At 42.0% G+C, this 15,807-nt stretch carries 11 protein-coding genes, 1 tRNA gene and 1 pseudogene; 6 read left to right on the top strand and 7 right to left on the bottom strand.

Annotated features, from left to right (window positions below; genetic code table 11):
- Positions 1-19: 19 nt before the first annotated feature.
- Positions 20-226 (top strand): annotated as a pseudogene (locus FXV91_RS17685) (zinc ribbon domain-containing protein); the annotation flags it as partial.
- Between the two features lie 331 nt (positions 227-557).
- Entirely contained in the window at positions 558-1,073 is a 516-nt protein-coding gene (locus FXV91_RS17680) for a VanZ family protein (RefSeq protein ID WP_048041332.1), read from the top strand.
- 162 nt (positions 1,074-1,235) lie between these two features.
- On the opposite strand, the gene FXV91_RS17675 is transcribed toward FXV91_RS17680, so the two are convergent.
- Positions 1,236-1,838 (bottom strand): indolepyruvate oxidoreductase subunit beta, encoded by a 603-nt coding sequence (locus tag FXV91_RS17675; RefSeq protein ID WP_048041352.1) that lies wholly within the window; start codon positions 1,836-1,838, stop codon positions 1,236-1,238.
- Between the two features lie 14 nt (positions 1,839-1,852).
- A complete protein-coding gene (gene iorA / locus FXV91_RS17670; RefSeq protein ID WP_229392066.1) occupies positions 1,853-3,655 on the bottom strand; it encodes an indolepyruvate ferredoxin oxidoreductase subunit alpha in 1,803 nt (600 codons plus the stop codon).
- 74 nt (positions 3,656-3,729) lie between these two features.
- Between iorA and FXV91_RS17665 the strand changes: the two genes are divergently transcribed.
- Positions 3,730-3,915, top strand: coding sequence for a hypothetical protein (locus tag FXV91_RS17665; RefSeq protein ID WP_229392065.1), 186 nt, complete (start codon positions 3,730-3,732; stop codon positions 3,913-3,915).
- Between the two features lie 202 nt (positions 3,916-4,117).
- Here the strand turns inward: FXV91_RS17665 and FXV91_RS17660 are convergent, their stop codons facing one another.
- Positions 4,118-4,933: an ATP-binding protein gene (locus FXV91_RS17660; protein WP_229392063.1), complete on the bottom strand. Its 816-nt coding sequence runs from the start codon at positions 4,931-4,933 to the stop codon at positions 4,118-4,120.
- Between the two features lie 828 nt (positions 4,934-5,761).
- Between FXV91_RS17660 and FXV91_RS17655 the strand changes: the two genes are divergently transcribed.
- Positions 5,762-5,846: transfer RNA gene (locus tag FXV91_RS17655), tRNA-Leu, on the top strand.
- Between the two features lie 451 nt (positions 5,847-6,297).
- On the opposite strand, the gene FXV91_RS17650 is transcribed toward FXV91_RS17655, so the two are convergent.
- Positions 6,298-11,643, bottom strand: a complete 5,346-nt coding sequence (locus FXV91_RS17650; RefSeq protein WP_229392061.1) for a DEAD/DEAH box helicase — start codon at positions 11,641-11,643, stop codon at positions 6,298-6,300.
- Positions 11,644-11,928: 285 nt separating this feature from the next.
- On the opposite strand from FXV91_RS17650, the gene FXV91_RS17645 reads away from it, so the two are divergent.
- Both FXV91_RS17645 and FXV91_RS17640 read left to right on the top strand, forming a co-directional pair.
- On the top strand, positions 11,929-12,123 hold the full coding sequence (locus FXV91_RS17645) for a hypothetical protein (RefSeq protein WP_229392060.1): 195 nt from the start codon (positions 11,929-11,931) through the stop codon (positions 12,121-12,123).
- Between the two features lie 200 nt (positions 12,124-12,323).
- Complete coding sequence (locus FXV91_RS17640) at positions 12,324-13,733, top strand: tetratricopeptide repeat protein (RefSeq protein ID WP_229392058.1); 1,410 nt, start codon at positions 12,324-12,326, stop codon at positions 13,731-13,733.
- Between the two features lie 7 nt (positions 13,734-13,740).
- Here the strand turns inward: FXV91_RS17640 and FXV91_RS17635 are convergent, their stop codons facing one another.
- The 3 genes from FXV91_RS17635 to FXV91_RS17625 form a co-directional block, all read right to left on the bottom strand.
- The gene (locus tag FXV91_RS17635) at positions 13,741-13,995 is read right to left on the bottom strand and encodes a hypothetical protein (protein ID WP_229392057.1); all 255 of its coding nucleotides are present in this window, start codon (positions 13,993-13,995) and stop codon (positions 13,741-13,743) included.
- Between the two features lie 104 nt (positions 13,996-14,099).
- Positions 14,100-15,263 carry a hypothetical protein gene (locus tag FXV91_RS17630; RefSeq protein WP_229392056.1) on the bottom strand — a complete coding sequence of 388 codons (1,164 nt, stop codon included), beginning with the start codon at positions 15,261-15,263 and terminating at the stop codon, positions 14,100-14,102.
- A 92-nt stretch (positions 15,264-15,355) separates the two neighbouring features.
- Complete coding sequence (locus tag FXV91_RS17625) at positions 15,356-15,760, bottom strand: hypothetical protein (RefSeq protein ID WP_229392054.1); 405 nt, start codon at positions 15,758-15,760, stop codon at positions 15,356-15,358.
- Positions 15,761-15,807 lie beyond the last annotated feature (47 nt).

The following is a 15,807-nucleotide window of genomic DNA, read 5'->3' as shown; positions in this document are numbered from 1 at the left end:
ATGTGTATAAGAGACAGCCTGTAACGTTTGTGGATACAAATATCAAGATATGACTGAAGAAATAAGAGAGTGGCAGTGTCCCGATTGCGGAACTAACCACGATAGAGACATTAATGCCGCTATTAACATCAAAAAATTTGCACTCTTGGGACAAGAGGTAGAGCCTGTGGACTCGCAGAGGCTGCTCTGGAGAATGAAGCAGGAAGCACCTCCCTCAAAAGCTTGAGCCATCAGGCCAGAGCTTTAGGGAGGGGTAGTTCACACCAGAATTTATACCAGAATTTTTGCAGGTGGGACAAAATAAGTGGAGGGATTAAACTCAAAGATGATCTGGAGACCCTCAGAGTTAAGTTAACCCTGGAAGGACTGAGAGATAGTACACTGGCAAGAAACCTATTAATTATATAGGCAGGAAATTCACAAAATAAGTCAGAATTATAGTTCTAATCTTACTACAAATAATTCTAACTTTACAGCATACGGTGTTAATTTTACCTCAAGTGATTTATTAAACAAAGGTTTTAAATCACGTACCTTCCATAAGCTTCACAGATAAAATGTTAAAGCTTGAAAAATCCCGTTTTTTTATCTTAATTACCATTTTATATGCATTCATGGTCTTTTACCTATCAGTCAGCGCCGGCGTAGGAGATCTCAAGCATCTCCTGAAAATGGGCCTGGGCTACCCTCTCAGAAATGTCCTTCTTGCTAATGACCTGTCTTCCGTTATGGACTTTTTAATTGCCTCACTGAACGCGGTTCAGGAAGCGTCCATAGACCCGGGACACGTAGGAATTTATTTTGGGCTCGGGATTTTACTGTATTTTATGTTTTTAAGTTCAAAAAATCCGGCACTTGTAAGATATTCAGCAATCTGCGCGGTATGCATAGGGACTGCTTATGGAATCCTGAACGAAATATTCCAGACATTACTGCCGTACCGTGTTGCGAGTGTAGCAGATGCCTTTTCAAACCTGATAGGGCTTGTGCTTGCACAGATCTTTGTAATTCTGTTTGCACTTATGCTGAGGGCAATTTTTAAAGTGAAAAAAAAAGAACTGAATGTTCACTAAAAGTTTAAGAATTAAAAGTACTGAAACTAAAAGATAAGAATTAAAAGTACTGAAACTAAAAAAGGGAGTTAAAGTTAGGTAACTTAAAATCCATGAAAAATAGCGTCTGAAAAAGTAAAAAGGAAAGATTTACCTTTCCTCTGTTTTCCATCCTCAATTTGTTTAGCTTTCCTCGACTTTTCTCCTTCCCATCTCGAAAGCTCTGACATTTATCTCAACTGTCTTCTGTGGCACGAGGGCTTTAACACTCTCAATAAGTGTCTCTTTTGGAATTGGCAGGTAGATGGAGACTGCTCCGACCATTGCCACGTTCATTGCAAGCCTGCTCCCGGCTTCATAAGCCAGGTCGTCTGCATTAAAGGCTTTGACTATGTATTTTTCAGAGAGAGTGTCAAGGATCTCCTGGACGTCAGGGTATTTTGCAAGGCCTGAGGTAACGGTTACAGGGATAATTGGCTGTGTGTTTACAATGACCACCCCGCCGTCCTTAAGGAAATCAAGATACCGGACTGCTTCCATGGGCTCAAGGGCGAGCATGATATCTGCGCCTTTTCTAGGGATCATTGACCCGAGATCAATCCCCAGCCTTATGTGATTTACAACCGAACCTCCGCGCTGTGCCATGCCGTGAGTCTCTGCTGCCCTGATGGGAAGCCCTGAAATAACTGCGGCTTTTCCTATGATATCCGAAGCAAGGATTGCCCCCTGCCCGCCGACTCCTGTGATAAGGAGGTCGAGTTTTTTATCTCCTTCAACGTGGCTCATCTCTTCAACGTGGCTCATCTCTTCACCTCCCGGATAGCTTCAAACTTGCAGATCTGCGCACAGACTCCGCACCCGCTGCACAGGGCAGTAATTACGGCACATTTGTTTTCCTCGTCGAATTCGATTGCCGGGCAGCCGAACTTGACGCACTGCTTGCAGCCTTCGCACTTTTCAGGGTCAACGATATACGGGACCCGTCTGATCCCTGCCCTCTTTCCTGAGATCACGCAGGGCTGTTTTGCAATAACTACGGCTGTGCCTTCAAAGTCCTTTGCGGCTTTGAAAGCTTCCTGGATCTCTTCAAGGTTGTAGGGGTCAACAACAGCTACGGACCCGGCTCCCATAGCCCTGCAGAGCTCGGCAAGCGATACTTCGACTGTGGGCTCTCCGGTAACCGTAAAGCCGACTCCCGGGTTTGGCTGGTGCCCGGTCATAGCCGTGATTCGATTGTCGAGAATGGTAACCGTGATATTGGCTTTATTGAAGACCGCATTCAGAAGAGAATTCATACCCGTATGGAAAAAGGTTGAATCCCCGATAGAACAGCAGATAGGGCGCTTTTCTCCTGCATGATATAGCCCGGAAGCAATGCTTATGCTTGAACCCATACAGAGAGTTGTCTCAACAGTCCCGCTCTGGATTCCGAGGGTATAACAGCCGATATCGCTCGGATAGATAGCGTCCTTTCCAAAGACCTTTCTCATGGAATAGAAGGTTGCCCTGTGAGAGCAGCCTGCACAGAGAGCAGGTGGGCGCGGGGCAAGTTCAAGAGAAACCTTTCCTGACTCGTGTTCAATGTCCAGACCAAAAACTTTTTTCAGGGTTTCAAGGAAGGCGCTTATATCCAGTTCTCCTTCCCTCGGGACAAAACCTCCTTCTTTCCCGAGAATAGAAACCTCAAGCCCGGCTTCCTGTGCAAGAATCCTTACCTGCTCTTCGACAACAGGCTCAAGCTCTTCAAAGATAAGAACGGTGTCAACTTTGTCCAGCAGTTTCAGGACAAGCTTTTTCGGGACAGGATAGGTACCTATCTTCAGGAAAGAAGCTTCAAGCCCGAGTTCCTGCAGAGCCTCTTTTGCATAAACGGATGCAATACCGGCACCTATTACTCCCAGCCTTACATCGGGTTTGAGTTCAAGGGAGTTCCAGGGGGATTCTGCAAGCTCATCCTCCATTGGCTGCTGGATAGAAAGGAGATGGGTATGGCGGGGGCGGGCATTCTTTGGCAGCATTACCCAGCGGTCGAGAAGTTTTTCAAAATGGGGAGCCGGTTTATCTACAGGGATTTCCCCGAGCTCTATATCCGATTTTCCATGTGAAATGCGGGTTGTTGGCCTGAAGATTACAGGAATTTCGAATTTTTCCGAAAACTCAAAAGCATAGGGAAGCATGTCTTTGGCTTCCTGAGGGGTTGAAGGATCAAAACAGGGCACAAGAGCAAACTGGGCATAGCGCCGTGTATCCTGCTCATTCTGGGACGAATGGCAGGAAGGGTCATCAGCTACGATTGCGATCAGCCCGCCTTTTGTGCCTGCATAAGCAAGGGTCATGAAAGGGTCGGCTGCAACATTTAACCCTACATGCTTCATTGTTACGACAGACCTGACCCCTGCCCAGGCGGCTCCAACTGCAACTTCCATTGCAACCTTTTCGTTAACAGACCATTCTATATAGTAGTCCCGGTCTTCGCGGGAAGCAAGCGTGTCTATAATCTCCGAAGAAGGAGTCCCGGGATAGCCTGCAATAACCTGCACGCCGCCTTCGAGAAGCCCCCGGGCAATAGCCACGTTTCCAAGCATGTACTCACGCATTGTCATAATTAAAGTCTCCACCGTGTTAAACAATAAAATGCAACTTTAATAACAGTTTAAATGCAGTTCTCTGTAAATCAATGCCAATAGATAAGGAGTTTGGAGAAGACAGCTCCGGCAAACAAAACCTGCTGTCTGCAAACCAAGTAAAACTTTTGCATTATCCAAATAACACGATCAATAATATACTTTCGGATAATTGCCAGAGAATTTCTCCTGCAGGATCAGGCAACGCACAGACATACAACCCGAAAGCAAAATCCTGAAAAATGGATATGTCCGTTTGCTTGAGGTAATCAGGGAAAAAGTAGATTAGAGTTGCCAGATGCAGTGCTAATCCAGGCACTGAGTTCAGACAACAGAGAGCTAAAACTACAGCTACGACTAACTGGAGGCTTCGAAAAGAAGAACCAGAGGGTAGATCGAAAATACAGTCAGATGCCCGGAACCCTTGAGTCAATGAATAGGTCAATGAGTCAATGAACTGGCTTTTCCCAGAAGCTCTGCAAGCTTTGCGATCTCTTCAAGCTCAAGGGCGAGTTCTTCGCCTTTCAGGGACGCTTTGAAAAGTTCTCTTTTTGCAGGGATCTCAGCCACGACATTCACGCAATTCACAGAACCTAGCATCTCTTCTCTTATATCCGGCTCGACCTTATTAAGCACAAAATAGACCCTGCACCCGCACTGGCTACCAAACTCATCAAACTTCTTTGACAGCTTGAGGGACTCGTAAGAAGGGTCGACAACCACAAGGATCAGGTCAAAGTCCTTATCAACGCCGCGCCCGAAGTGTTCCGTCCCGGCTTCGGTATCCACAATTACAATATCGTCTTTCCCAAGGTCAAGGTTTTCAAGAAACTCCCTTGTCAGGACTCCCATAGGGCAGGCGCAGCCTTCTCCGTAATCGTGAATCTTGCCAACAGCCATCAACCTGAGATTCCCTTTTTCTTCCACGAATTCTGAAGGAAGGTCTGAGAAACTCCACCTGTTCTCAAAAAATCTGGATTGCGGCTGCCCTTGCTGCCCTGTATTATTTTCAGCTGCAAGCCCCCAGAACTGAGTTTTCCTGGGAGCCAATTTCTGCTTTTCCTTAAAACCCTTCTTTCCTCCGAAATATTCCATAAGGTCCCGCGGAGCTGCCATTCCCAGCTGGCTGTGAAGCCCGTAATTGGACTCGTCAATATCAAGCACAAGCACGTTTTTTGTTTTTGCCATCTGCTTTGCCAGGAGAGCAGAAACCGTACTCTTTCCGCTTCCTCCCTTCCCGCACACTGCTATTCTCATACAAAGTTCACCTATCCCAGTAATTTATCCTGCTGTATTAAAAGCACTTCCTTTAAGCATTTTCCTTTAAGCATTTTCCTTTAAGCATTTTCCTTTAAGCATTTTCCTTTAAGCATTTTCCTTTAAGCATTTTCCCGCCCGGACTGTCCATCCGGAATGTCCAGAAAGATAAAGGAGGAAAAGATGAATGAGAAAAGTAAAGCAGAAGAAATAGATTAACTTCAGGAAAATTACAGGAATAATATACGAGAATATAAGCCACAAATAATAGGATAAAAAGTCAAGAAATAGACATCAAATAGTTAGAGAAAATTCCGTTTTTAAATGGAGATTAACAGGTGGTCGTGGGAGGCAAAACGATCTCGTAAAACCTCTCCGTGTTGGCACATAGGATGTAATGGGGGTGAGCAAGATCCCCAATAAATAATTATGAACTTTTAGTATATAATTAAGTATGTTTTGATTTTTTTATAGGAATTCGAGCATCTAATCTTTAATTTAATCTTTATTTTTCTGTGCATCTCTAAGTTATTAAAATTATACCAGAAGAGGGATAATTTTCGTGCCTCAGAACTCATAAGAAACGAAAATTGAGTGCCTCAAACACCAACTATTTTTAATACAGATGAGGTTTTACCATTATATTAGAGCATACCCAAAAAGCCAAATAATGGCTAAATTTCTCCAATTTACTTCTTAATATTTAATCAAAACTTGGCAAATTTATTGAGAGAAAATTCAATAGAAAATGTTAGATATATCTTCTATAAAAGTCTAAGTTGCGACAACTTCAGGGTTATAATACTTTATATTATTCTTTTAAGATATGCGAGGGTTGCCCAGCCAGGCCAAAGGCGCCAGACTTAAGATCTGGCTTCGAAGGAATTCGTGGGTTCGAATCCCACCCCTCGCATCTGTTTCTAAAAATTCTATATCTCTACAGATGAAATCAAGTCGATACTCCTTAGCGAATATTCCAATCAGACTTTTCTAGTTACTTGTTTTGTAAACTTTAGGTGCTTTAGATCACGTTTATTAGCTGCGAACTGAAGAAAATATCAATACTTGGAACTAAATTCCTTTAGTACGACATATGAAATATTTTATCATCATATAATTCCCTAATTGTTCTAAAAAACAATATCATTAGACATTAGTGACCAAAAAGAGTTACAAATTTCACGTTAAAAATATAGCACATTTAAATGTCAAGCCACCAAGAAATGTTGAATTCATTGAATCGACTGATCTTATTCTTTCATGAGATCTTTTTAATTTGCGAAGCAGATTAAAAGCCAACCTGCTTCATAATTGCCAAAAAAATGAAATATATTATTGATTTCTAAGGTTTTTCATAATCTACCTCATAATTTTAGTCTCTTCCCTAGAGTTACGAGCTGCTTTTCCAGATCATCATCATACCTGATTATGAAACACTGGTGCCCCAGAAGATCCAACTGTGACCTTTTCATTTCATCATCGTGTTTTATGGACTCTTTGTCGTGGTCAGGTCCATCAACAAAAACTAATAAAGATCTTCCACTGTCACTATACTCGAAATCAGGCTTTGCGACTAAGACTCCATTCTCAGAAATGGCTCTCTGGGAATGAGATGGAAGTGGAAGCCCAAGTTTCTTTATTGCTTGTAAGACATCTTTTTCATAACTAGATTCGCAACTTTCTATTAGCCGGTCAAATTTTGACTCTTCGGAAGCTGTATCCACAAAACCGGACTCGACTTTTGCACTGACCAGCATTTCTAACATAGGCAGTACGAGCTTCCTATCAAGCTTGTCGTGTATACGCTGGTTGTAGTAGTTGCACAGGCATTCATAGCAGGCCTTATCGCAGCCCCCTTCCAAATCAAATTCGTGGAGAATCTCTCTTGCTCTTTTAACCACTTCATGGAAAGTGGCAGTTTCTTCCAGAGATTTCAAGATGCCTGCTCCACCTTCATCTACTTCGTAGATCACGATTATGAATTTGTCAGTGTTTTTTGGATTTGGCATGAGGAATGAATTCAGTTCATCCTCATCTACGTTCATGCTTATCTGGAGGCCACCCACAATTGCCTGCGAGAGGGTAGTGTAGAATGCCTCGTAGTCTGGGATTTTCAAGTACTCTGGAGGTTCACAATCAATTGTCAGAACATCGTGAGTAGAGTCCGTAAAGAGGACAATATCTTCTATAATGTCTTCCGCTGTGGCACCTCTCCAGCACTGCTTAGATCCTTTTTCTTCCAGGTGATCCTTTACTCCGTTCCTGCTGAGGATCCAGCGGCTGCAGGCGGTACAGAGGGTAAACCCTGTAGCATCGATTTCCTCTTCAGAAGCTGAAATTGGGCCTGTGTTTACTTCGAGAATCCGACCTCTGTGGTCGTACCTCATTGTCATGAGTTTTTTCCCGTCTTTAATCACATTGTACTGCTTTAAATGGCCCGATACCATGTAGTGGGTTGTGATGTCGTAACCGAGACGCTGCCTCTCTTCTTCATCGCTGGTTATTCCATACCTGCTTTCAGCCCTCTGATCAGGCATTTCTATGGCTTTCTCATAGGGAATAGTGTCGGTTATGTCTGCTCCACAGTTACTGCAGACGCCTCCGCTGAAAGTTGCATCGTCGTCCATGTAGGCAACCCCGCAAACTGGACAGATCAGAAGTTTTGAGGTGATTGGCTTGTTATTCTCTGTTCTTAGCCTTGAAGTCTGGACAAGGTACCTGCTGCCGCTATAGTATACGCTGTTTCCAGGGGCGTATTCCCGGATTGCCTTGATCTGATCACGTGAAAGGGTTTTTTCCTCCCTCCCTCTTGGCCCGTGGTAGTCAAGGGTCAGGGAAGTTATCTGAGTCGGGAACCCATAATTCGGAATGAATCCCTGTCCGGAAAGGTATCTGTATGTCGAGTACTCGTCATTTCCTGACCGCATGGAATCTATCTTATTTTCAATGGATTCCCTTCTCTGTCTGTAAGCTTTGCTTTTTTTCGGGTCAAGAAAACCACTGCGGAGATTGATGTCTATGGTTTTCAATTCAGAATTTAGAAGCTTATACTCAAAACGGAAAGCATTAAATGCTCGATCCAGTTCCCCTACGAAATTGTATACAGTGTCTTCTACATAGTCCGGAGTGAACCAATCGAAGTCCCGAATTTCGGAAGCAAGGGCCTCCTGTATTGTGCTGACTATCTCAGTATGCTTTTCATTTAAAGTATCTTCAAGGTCTCTTTTGTCAAGGGTTTCTGCCTTGAGGTCATCTGTAATGTCGGAATAAATCGGTAGGGTTTCGAGGTTTTCAGTGTTCAGGATCTGGCTTATTTTCTGGGGAATTTTCAGAGTAAGGGTCTCAATTATCAGGGAGTGGATGTGAGCCTGGACAAGGGTTTCATTGTTCAGGAGGAAACGCGGGACGGAGATTTCACCTGAGATGATTTTTTCAGGGAACCTGTAGAAATACTGATCATGTGGGCCCCTTTTCATTCCCACACCACAGAAGGTTGAGATCATGGATGCCTGGGAACTCCTTCCAGCTCTACCTGCCCTCTGGGCATAGTTTGAGGGAGAAGGCGGAACATTTCGCATGTATACTGCCGAAAGGTCTCCTATGTCAATTCCGAGTTCCATTGTTGGGGTACACACTATTACATTAACATCTCCATTCTTGTTCTTAAAGCGGATCTCAAGTTCTTTCCTCACTTTCCCCTCGATCTGCCCGCTATGTTCTTCTGCGTGCAGGGGCACGACCTCTTTAAAACCTCTGGTGTACTCTTTTCGGAAGTAATTCTCCGAGAGGTTCCTATCTATGAGGTCAAGGCAGTTTGGACCCGTACAGAGGTTCAGTTTCTTGAAATGGTGTACCTTTCCGCATTTCTTGCATACCTTCTGCACTCCGTTATCTGGAAGGGAGAGAAGTATCGCCGCAGGATTCGTCATGAGAATCGAAACGCCTCTGCTGATGTTTTCTTCAACAAGACCTTCCACCTCCTTCAGATTGTCAACTACCCCCTGAACAATCTGCCTTGCGGTGTTGGTATCCGAGATATCGAGTACTCTTTTGGTCCACTTGACAAGGTTTCCGTTGTGGCTGGTCAGGCGGTAGACCGTTACGTCCCACCTATTGGTGGCCGTTTTGTCGCTATACCCGGTAGGCTTGTTACTCAGGAGCTCGTTGTGGAAAAAAACAGCTTCATTGAGTTTGCTGGTAACTTTTTCCCTGAACCTTTCCGGCTGAATCAGGTATTCGTAGGCAATTGAGGCATTGTACCTCATGATGTCCAGAAAACCCGTAAGAAAATCCCCCCTGCCGTCGTCATCCAGTTTCATGAGATCGGGAAAATCTTTCCATAGATTGTGTTTTGCTGCGATTTCATCCATCCTTCTGTAGCTGACTTGGAGGAGCCCTACATCTTCGAGGTTAGGTTGGGTTTTCTGCCTTGGAGAGCCAAGTTCGAGAATAGCGTTTAATTGCAGGTAATCCCTGTATGAAGCGTCCTCTTTTCCACTTCTCCCCATGCTGAACGTTTTTGTTTTGGCGTAAGTCGGCGTGGAGCCATGTTTTTTATATGTATCGAAAATCAGTTCCCCCATATCCAGTAGATCTACAGGTTCTGATTGTTCCTTGAGGGCATGGTACATTCCTCTCCTGAAGTGTATCCGCTTCTGGATATTGTTCATATGGGCAGCCTGTAGGGCTGTATCCTGCCTGTTGTCCGAGAACGCGATTACCTTTTGTTCTTCTTTCGGCAGGGTGTTTAACATGTTGGAAACGAGCACGTCAGTTGCAGTGGACCTGCCCACAGTACCAAAGGAGAAGAGTTTGTTGAATTCCTTGCGTGTCCGCTTGTCGTAGAATACCCCGCAGCCTTCCGAAGGACAGAATTTAAACGGGTACGGGACAATAGTTACCTGTACCTTTCCGGCACAGATACACTGTGGATAGGCTTTGTCTCCTTCAACGTAGAGCTTGTTGCAATCCGGACAGTAAAGGGCATGCTGAAGGTCCACATATTCTTTATAAGAGGCTTTAATTTCTCCTTTAACATCGGTTAGCCAGCTGTCAGGTAAGGATTCACTCTCTACCTTGATTTTCCCTGGGTACAGGTATGCTACATTTCCTTCCTGCGACCCTTCCCCGAGTTCGTGGGGTACGACTGAGCCGTCAGGAAGCAGTTCAACGCAGTAATACTCCTGTCCGCAGGCACGGCAGAAGACCATCGGGAAAGTTTTGCGGTCTTTTTTGCCCTTTGCGGCGCAGGTCGGACAGGTAACTTCTCCTGCATCATTCAGGTGTGAGGGCTCCTCCATTATGCAACTTTTGATCTCGCGTCCCTGGCTGAAGAAGGTGTGAATTTTTGGGATTATGCGGGAGTGAAGGCTTCCATATGCCTCTATCTGAGTGTTCATGCCTGCAAGAAAAGCCCCAACTATTTCCCGTTTGCACTCCTCAGAGGAGGTTTTGGGGCGTACATCTTTAAAGTAAACTTCCACGAGGTCATCAAAGCTGAAGATGCCGTTCATTAGCATCGTTTCAATAAATTGTATTGTCTTCTGCTCACCAAGAAGTTCCCCGATGATAACTCTGCTTGCTTCATCAAGTGGAAGCTTTTCCCCGAGAAGAGCTTCTGCAAGTTCCCTGACCTTTTCATCTGTATCTTCAAAGCCGTCCAGCATCTCCTGGGTTATAAGCACTTTTTCGGGAAGTACACTCTTGCTGGAACGGGAAGGCAAAATATAGTGTTCACGGACAACGGCATCAGGATTAAAAACCTCCCCGAAAAGGTTGCTTGCAAAATCTGTGATTGCCGTATCTTCCCCGATCCCCTCCTCACTCTGCACAGTTGCACTGGTTCCTATGCAACGCAGGGTACCTCGGGTTCCTGTGTGCTGCTTGAGCCTTCGAATAAGATAAGCGACATCAGCACCCTTTCTTCCAGTGTAAGTATGGACTTCGTCAAGCACCAGATACTTCAGGACCCCAAGCTGGTCTTCTGGAAAGAGCACGCGGTCCTCAAACCTGGTCAGGATGTATTCAAGCATCACATAGTTTGTAATCAGGATGTCAGGCGGGGTTTTCTGGATCTCTTCACGGGAAAGCAGTTCACTGTCATATGGATCTCTTCCAGTCCGCAGTGTATAGCTCTCAAGCGCCTCTTCCCGTGTCTTGGGGGTATCTCCAGTATAAATTGCAAGCTTTAACCCAGACCCATCAAGCCTCTTTGAAAAATCATCATACTGCGAGTTGGCAAGCGCATTCATGGGGTATACAAAAATTGCCTTAATCCCCTGAATGTCTTCATCCTGCATCCCAAGGCAGGTACTCACCACAGGGACCCCAAAACAGAATGATTTTCCAGACCCAGTTCCAGTGGAAATAATGGTATTTTTCTCCTTGAGAATTGACCTGATGGCATCACTCTGGTGCCTGTACAGGTTCACAGGAGCAGCCGACCTGTTGCCTGCGTCTATGGTAAAACAGCATGGTGTATCAGGATGAAGCAATTCCTCATAAACCAGCTCACCAAAAGAATCACCAAGCTCAAATCTTTTCCCAAGCTGGATATAGGGACCCTTGTAAAGGAGGTTTCCCTCTATGATTTTTTCGTCTACCCAATCCTTGATTACAGGGTTTTTGAATTTTTGGAATGAGCTTACATAATTCCTGTACGCTGATTTTATGCTATCCAGAGCTTCCACTGGATTTAAAGACTGCTTCATGCTTTTTTCATCTCCAGAATGACAGGGTTCACCAACCCTTTACGCCTGTCAAAATAAAACCTAAGTTCTCAATATTTATTAACTGAAATATAGTTTACTATTTTCTTTAATTTTAAATCCAATATTAAAATTTGAAAAGCTAATTTCTAATTTTACATGTCTGATTGCTTAACCTAAAATTCAAATTCCTTAATAGGAATCCTGTTCTTAATTAGAGAAACATTTCGAAAAACATATATTTTCAGAAGGTTCAATGCAATAGACTAACTTTCAGGGGATTGTTTTTTGGAAGACGAGATACCTTTGGCTTATGGGAATAAATACGAACTGGATACACTCGCAACACCCAATAAGGGTCCACATGTAGTAAGAAAGCACTCGGACAAAAAAGAAAAAAGTGAAAAAGAGAACGGAATAGCCACCAGAACCCCATTTCAAAGAGATAAAGACCGAATTGTCTACTCTAAAGCCTTCAGGTAGTTAACTTAAAACCGATGTCTACCTTACAGGCTAAATGAATAAGCATATCAGGATAAGATTCATACAAACTTAAAAGTTTATTATTATTCTAGGTCTTGAAAATAAAAAAGATTAAAATGTATTAAATCAAAACTAAGTGTCAATTCTAATCTATTTCAAATAGAAAGTAAAATATGTGATTTAAAATGAAGTATTGGAGAATGGCTTTTAAATGGGGCAGTCGAGGAAAAAGCGCATGGGAACAATGTCGTTACCAAGGCATTGCTGCTATTGGTTATTATATAGAAACTGGAGATAGTATTTATGAACCTGTTGTTGGAGACTGTTCAAAAATTAGTGAAAAAGAATATGACAGATTGTGGAGAGAAAGACTTCCTAATAAAAAAGCTTGCCAAGGCAGTCTAAAAAAGTTGGCATATAAAATGGAAATCGGTGATATCATATACGTAAAAGATGAGACAGAGATTGTTGGAAAGGGTAGAATAATTTCAGATTATAAATTTGAACCTGATGGGATTGTAGACCAGCGTGGCATATGGTGGGAACACTACAGAGAGGTTGATTGGGATAAAGATTTCAAACGATTTGAGTTAAACCTGGAAGCTAACTTACACACAGTCTTAGAACTAAAAGGTGAACGTTTGGATAAGATCTTAGAAATAGACAAACAAGTCAATGGAGAGGCTTACGATAAAGCATTCGAACTTAACCCACAATATTCAGAAGCTTGGCACAACAAAGGAAATGTTCTTTACGAGTTAGGAGATTACGAAAAAACAATAGAGGCTCTTGATAAAGCAATAGAACTTGATCCTCAAGACCCATTAGTGTGGTGCAATAAAGGAGTTGCTCTTGGAAAGTTGGGTAATTACGATGAAGCGATTGGGACATTCGATAAAGCAATAGAACTTAACCCTCAAATGCCAGAAGCATGGTACAATAAAGGAGTTATTCTTCATGAGTTGGATAATTATGGTGAAGCAATAGAGGCTCTTGATAAAGCAATAGAACTTGACCCGCAATGTTTAGAAGCTTGGCACAACAAAGGAAATGCTTTTTGCGAGTTAGGTTATTACGAAAAAGCTATAGAAGCTTATGAAAAAGCAATAGAACTTGACCCCCAAGATTCAAATCCTTGGAACAACAAAGGAATTGTTCTTTACGAGTTAGGCTATTACGAAAAAGCTATAGAAGCTTATGAAAAAGCGATAGAACTTGATCCCCAAGATTCAAATCCTTGGTACAACAAAGGAAATGCTCTTTGTAAGTTAGGTTATTATGAAAAAGCTATAGAAGCTTATGAAAAAGCTATAAAATTTGACCCTCAAAATTCAAATCCTTGGTACAACAAAGGAAGTGTTCTTTGCGAGTTAGGTAATTACGAAAAAGCTATAGAATCCTATGACAAAGTTATAGGGCTTGATCCTCAAGATTCAACTGCGTGGTTCAACCGTGCGTGTGCCTATTCCCTTATGAAAAATAAAGATCAAGCAATCTTCAACTTAAAGCGTACTATTGAACTTGATTCCTCGTACAAAGAAAAAGTGAAAAATAATGAGATCTTTAAAGAGTTGTGGGCGGATGAGGACTTCAAAAAATTAATAGAATGAACCTTTTTTAAATTGTACCTCTACCCGTTCCAAACACACTTTCTCGTTGATACTTGGCATAATACTCCATAATCAAGTCCTTCGTCCTATACACCCCATACTTCGCCTCATCTTTCCTCTTGACAATTGGAAATGTCCTGAGAATATAATCCAGGTCATCCTTCGAGATCCCATACAAATGCGCATAAACCGCATCCAGCTCACACCTCAAATTCAACCGCCGCTCTTCATCCCATTTGAAAGGCTGTGGAACCCCTTCCACAAGCGGGTTCTCGTTTTTAGGTTGATATTCACAACGTACTAAAATTGACTAAAATAAGCATCCCTACAAGACAGAGTATTTTACAATTCATATCATTAATATTATTATTTCATTTTTCGAATATTAGTCATGAAGACTGGAAGAGCTTTTTGTTTCCTTTCATTGATAAAATAAGATGCCACCGTATCCCCCATACTTCCTAAAGCTGAAATAGGTGCACCTACTACTGGAATGAAAGATACTGCTGTCCAAGCTGCATTTTTTGTGCCACTAGTTACTAAGTCCTGTTTACTTTGTCTTGTGTCATCAAATGCATCAAGAATTTCACCCACAATCTCTTGGTTTATTTCTTCTTGGAACTCTTTAGTATCATGGTGATATTTAGATGTGGAACAGATTTCGCCCAATCTACCCATTGCTTTTTTCCATTCTTTCATTTTCCTTATTTCCAAGATATCTTCCAAACTAAAATCATCAATATTTTTTTTGCTTACAAGGGGAATAGCAGCATCAAGTCCTTTAAGATACAAATTGGCATCACTGATTTTGAAATTATTAAGTTTATAATTATAATATGAGTAAAGATATTCATTGGTTAAGATTGAGGAGCTAACTGAACTTTTTAAAATGAGGCTTTCATTTAACCATTCAAAACCATATCGTATATGTTCCTCTCGTTTCTGATACTGCGAATATTGAATACTTATAGCAGTTTCCACAGCTTCCAATGCAATTTTTTGAATTTCTTTACGTGGATCATAGTAACTATATTTCAAACTAGGAGACATGTCCTCTAGTACACTATTTTTTATTGAATTGTAGAGAGAATCGTCTAAAGTCTTCTTTAAGGCATCATTGTTATATTCGCACGATGAAGCGTTCTTTATGATGTCATAAGAATTTTCTGGAACTGTCGTTTTAACAATAAAATCATTCGAATGTTTATACAAATAATCTCTTAGGTTCTTATCCATGTGGCAGTAGGTACTATCAAATAAGTTACTTTCAAACTCTGCTTCGTTTTCAACTGCGAATTTTATTACCTTTGCATTTATTAAAGTCTCTAAGTCTCTATATTCCTGAGATTCCTGAGACATATTTGATAAATCTTGGATAAAACTAGGATATACACATATTTTTTCCCAGAAGAAAGCACATGATTTAAGTTTACTCAGACAAGAGGGATCGTCTTCAAAAAAAACACTAGATTCAATATTTTTGCTCATAAAAAATTCCTGTTTTATTGCTGCTTTTATTGATAAATTCAAGTTTCAACTTTAATTATGATTCAAACAAACATTTCTACTTAGCTATATTTTATAGCAATAAGCATCAAAAAGTACAAAGAGTAGGAGAGGAATTATATTTTTAATGCTCCCTCATACTTCTCATAATATTCCAGAATCAAATCCCTCGTCCTATACACCCCATACTTCGCCTCATTCTTCCTTTTCACAATTGGGAAAGTCCCGAGAATATAATCCAGGTCATCCTTTGAGATTCCATAAAGATGCGCATAAACCACATCCAGCTCACACCTCAAATTCAACCGCCGCTCTTCATCCCATTTGAAGGGCTGCGGAATTCCGTCCACAAGCGGGTTTTCTGAGAACCATTCGTTCCACTTTTCAGGGCCTATTTCTTCGAGGACATCTTCAGCAAAAGGCCGTGCGAAATTATTAAACTTCTTTATGCACTCTTTTTTGAGATTGCAGGCAGATACTATATTTTTAGAATTATTTTGGTTTAAACTATAGATCGGCACTATACAGAATATTTGATTTATTTGCAATGATAAAATAGGCTAAATTT

Source organism: Methanosarcina sp. DH2, from assembly GCF_020804225.1.
Classification (GTDB): Archaea; Halobacteriota; Methanosarcinia; order Methanosarcinales; family Methanosarcinaceae; genus Methanosarcina.
This window is presented reverse-complemented; position numbering and strand designations above follow the sequence as displayed.

Coding starts and splice junctions, on each gene's coding strand:
- FXV91_RS17680 (WP_048041332.1), top strand. CDS start 558: ATGTTAAAGCTTGAAAAATCCCGTTTTTTTATCTTAATTACCATTTTA.
- FXV91_RS17675 (WP_048041352.1), bottom strand. CDS start 1,838: ATGAGCCACGTTGAAGGAGATAAAAAACTCGACCTCCTTATCACAGGA.
- iorA (WP_229392066.1), bottom strand. CDS start 3,655: ATGACAATGCGTGAGTACATGCTTGGAAACGTGGCTATTGCCCGGGGG.
- FXV91_RS17660 (WP_229392063.1), bottom strand. CDS start 4,933: ATGAGAATAGCAGTGTGCGGGAAGGGAGGAAGCGGAAAGAGTACGGTT.
- FXV91_RS17640 (WP_229392058.1), top strand. CDS start 12,324: ATGGCTTTTAAATGGGGCAGTCGAGGAAAAAGCGCATGGGAACAATGT.
- FXV91_RS17650 (WP_229392061.1), bottom strand. CDS start 11,643: ATGAAGCAGTCTTTAAATCCAGTGGAAGCTCTGGATAGCATAAAATCA.
- FXV91_RS17665 (WP_229392065.1), top strand. CDS start 3,730: ATGCCAATAGATAAGGAGTTTGGAGAAGACAGCTCCGGCAAACAAAAC.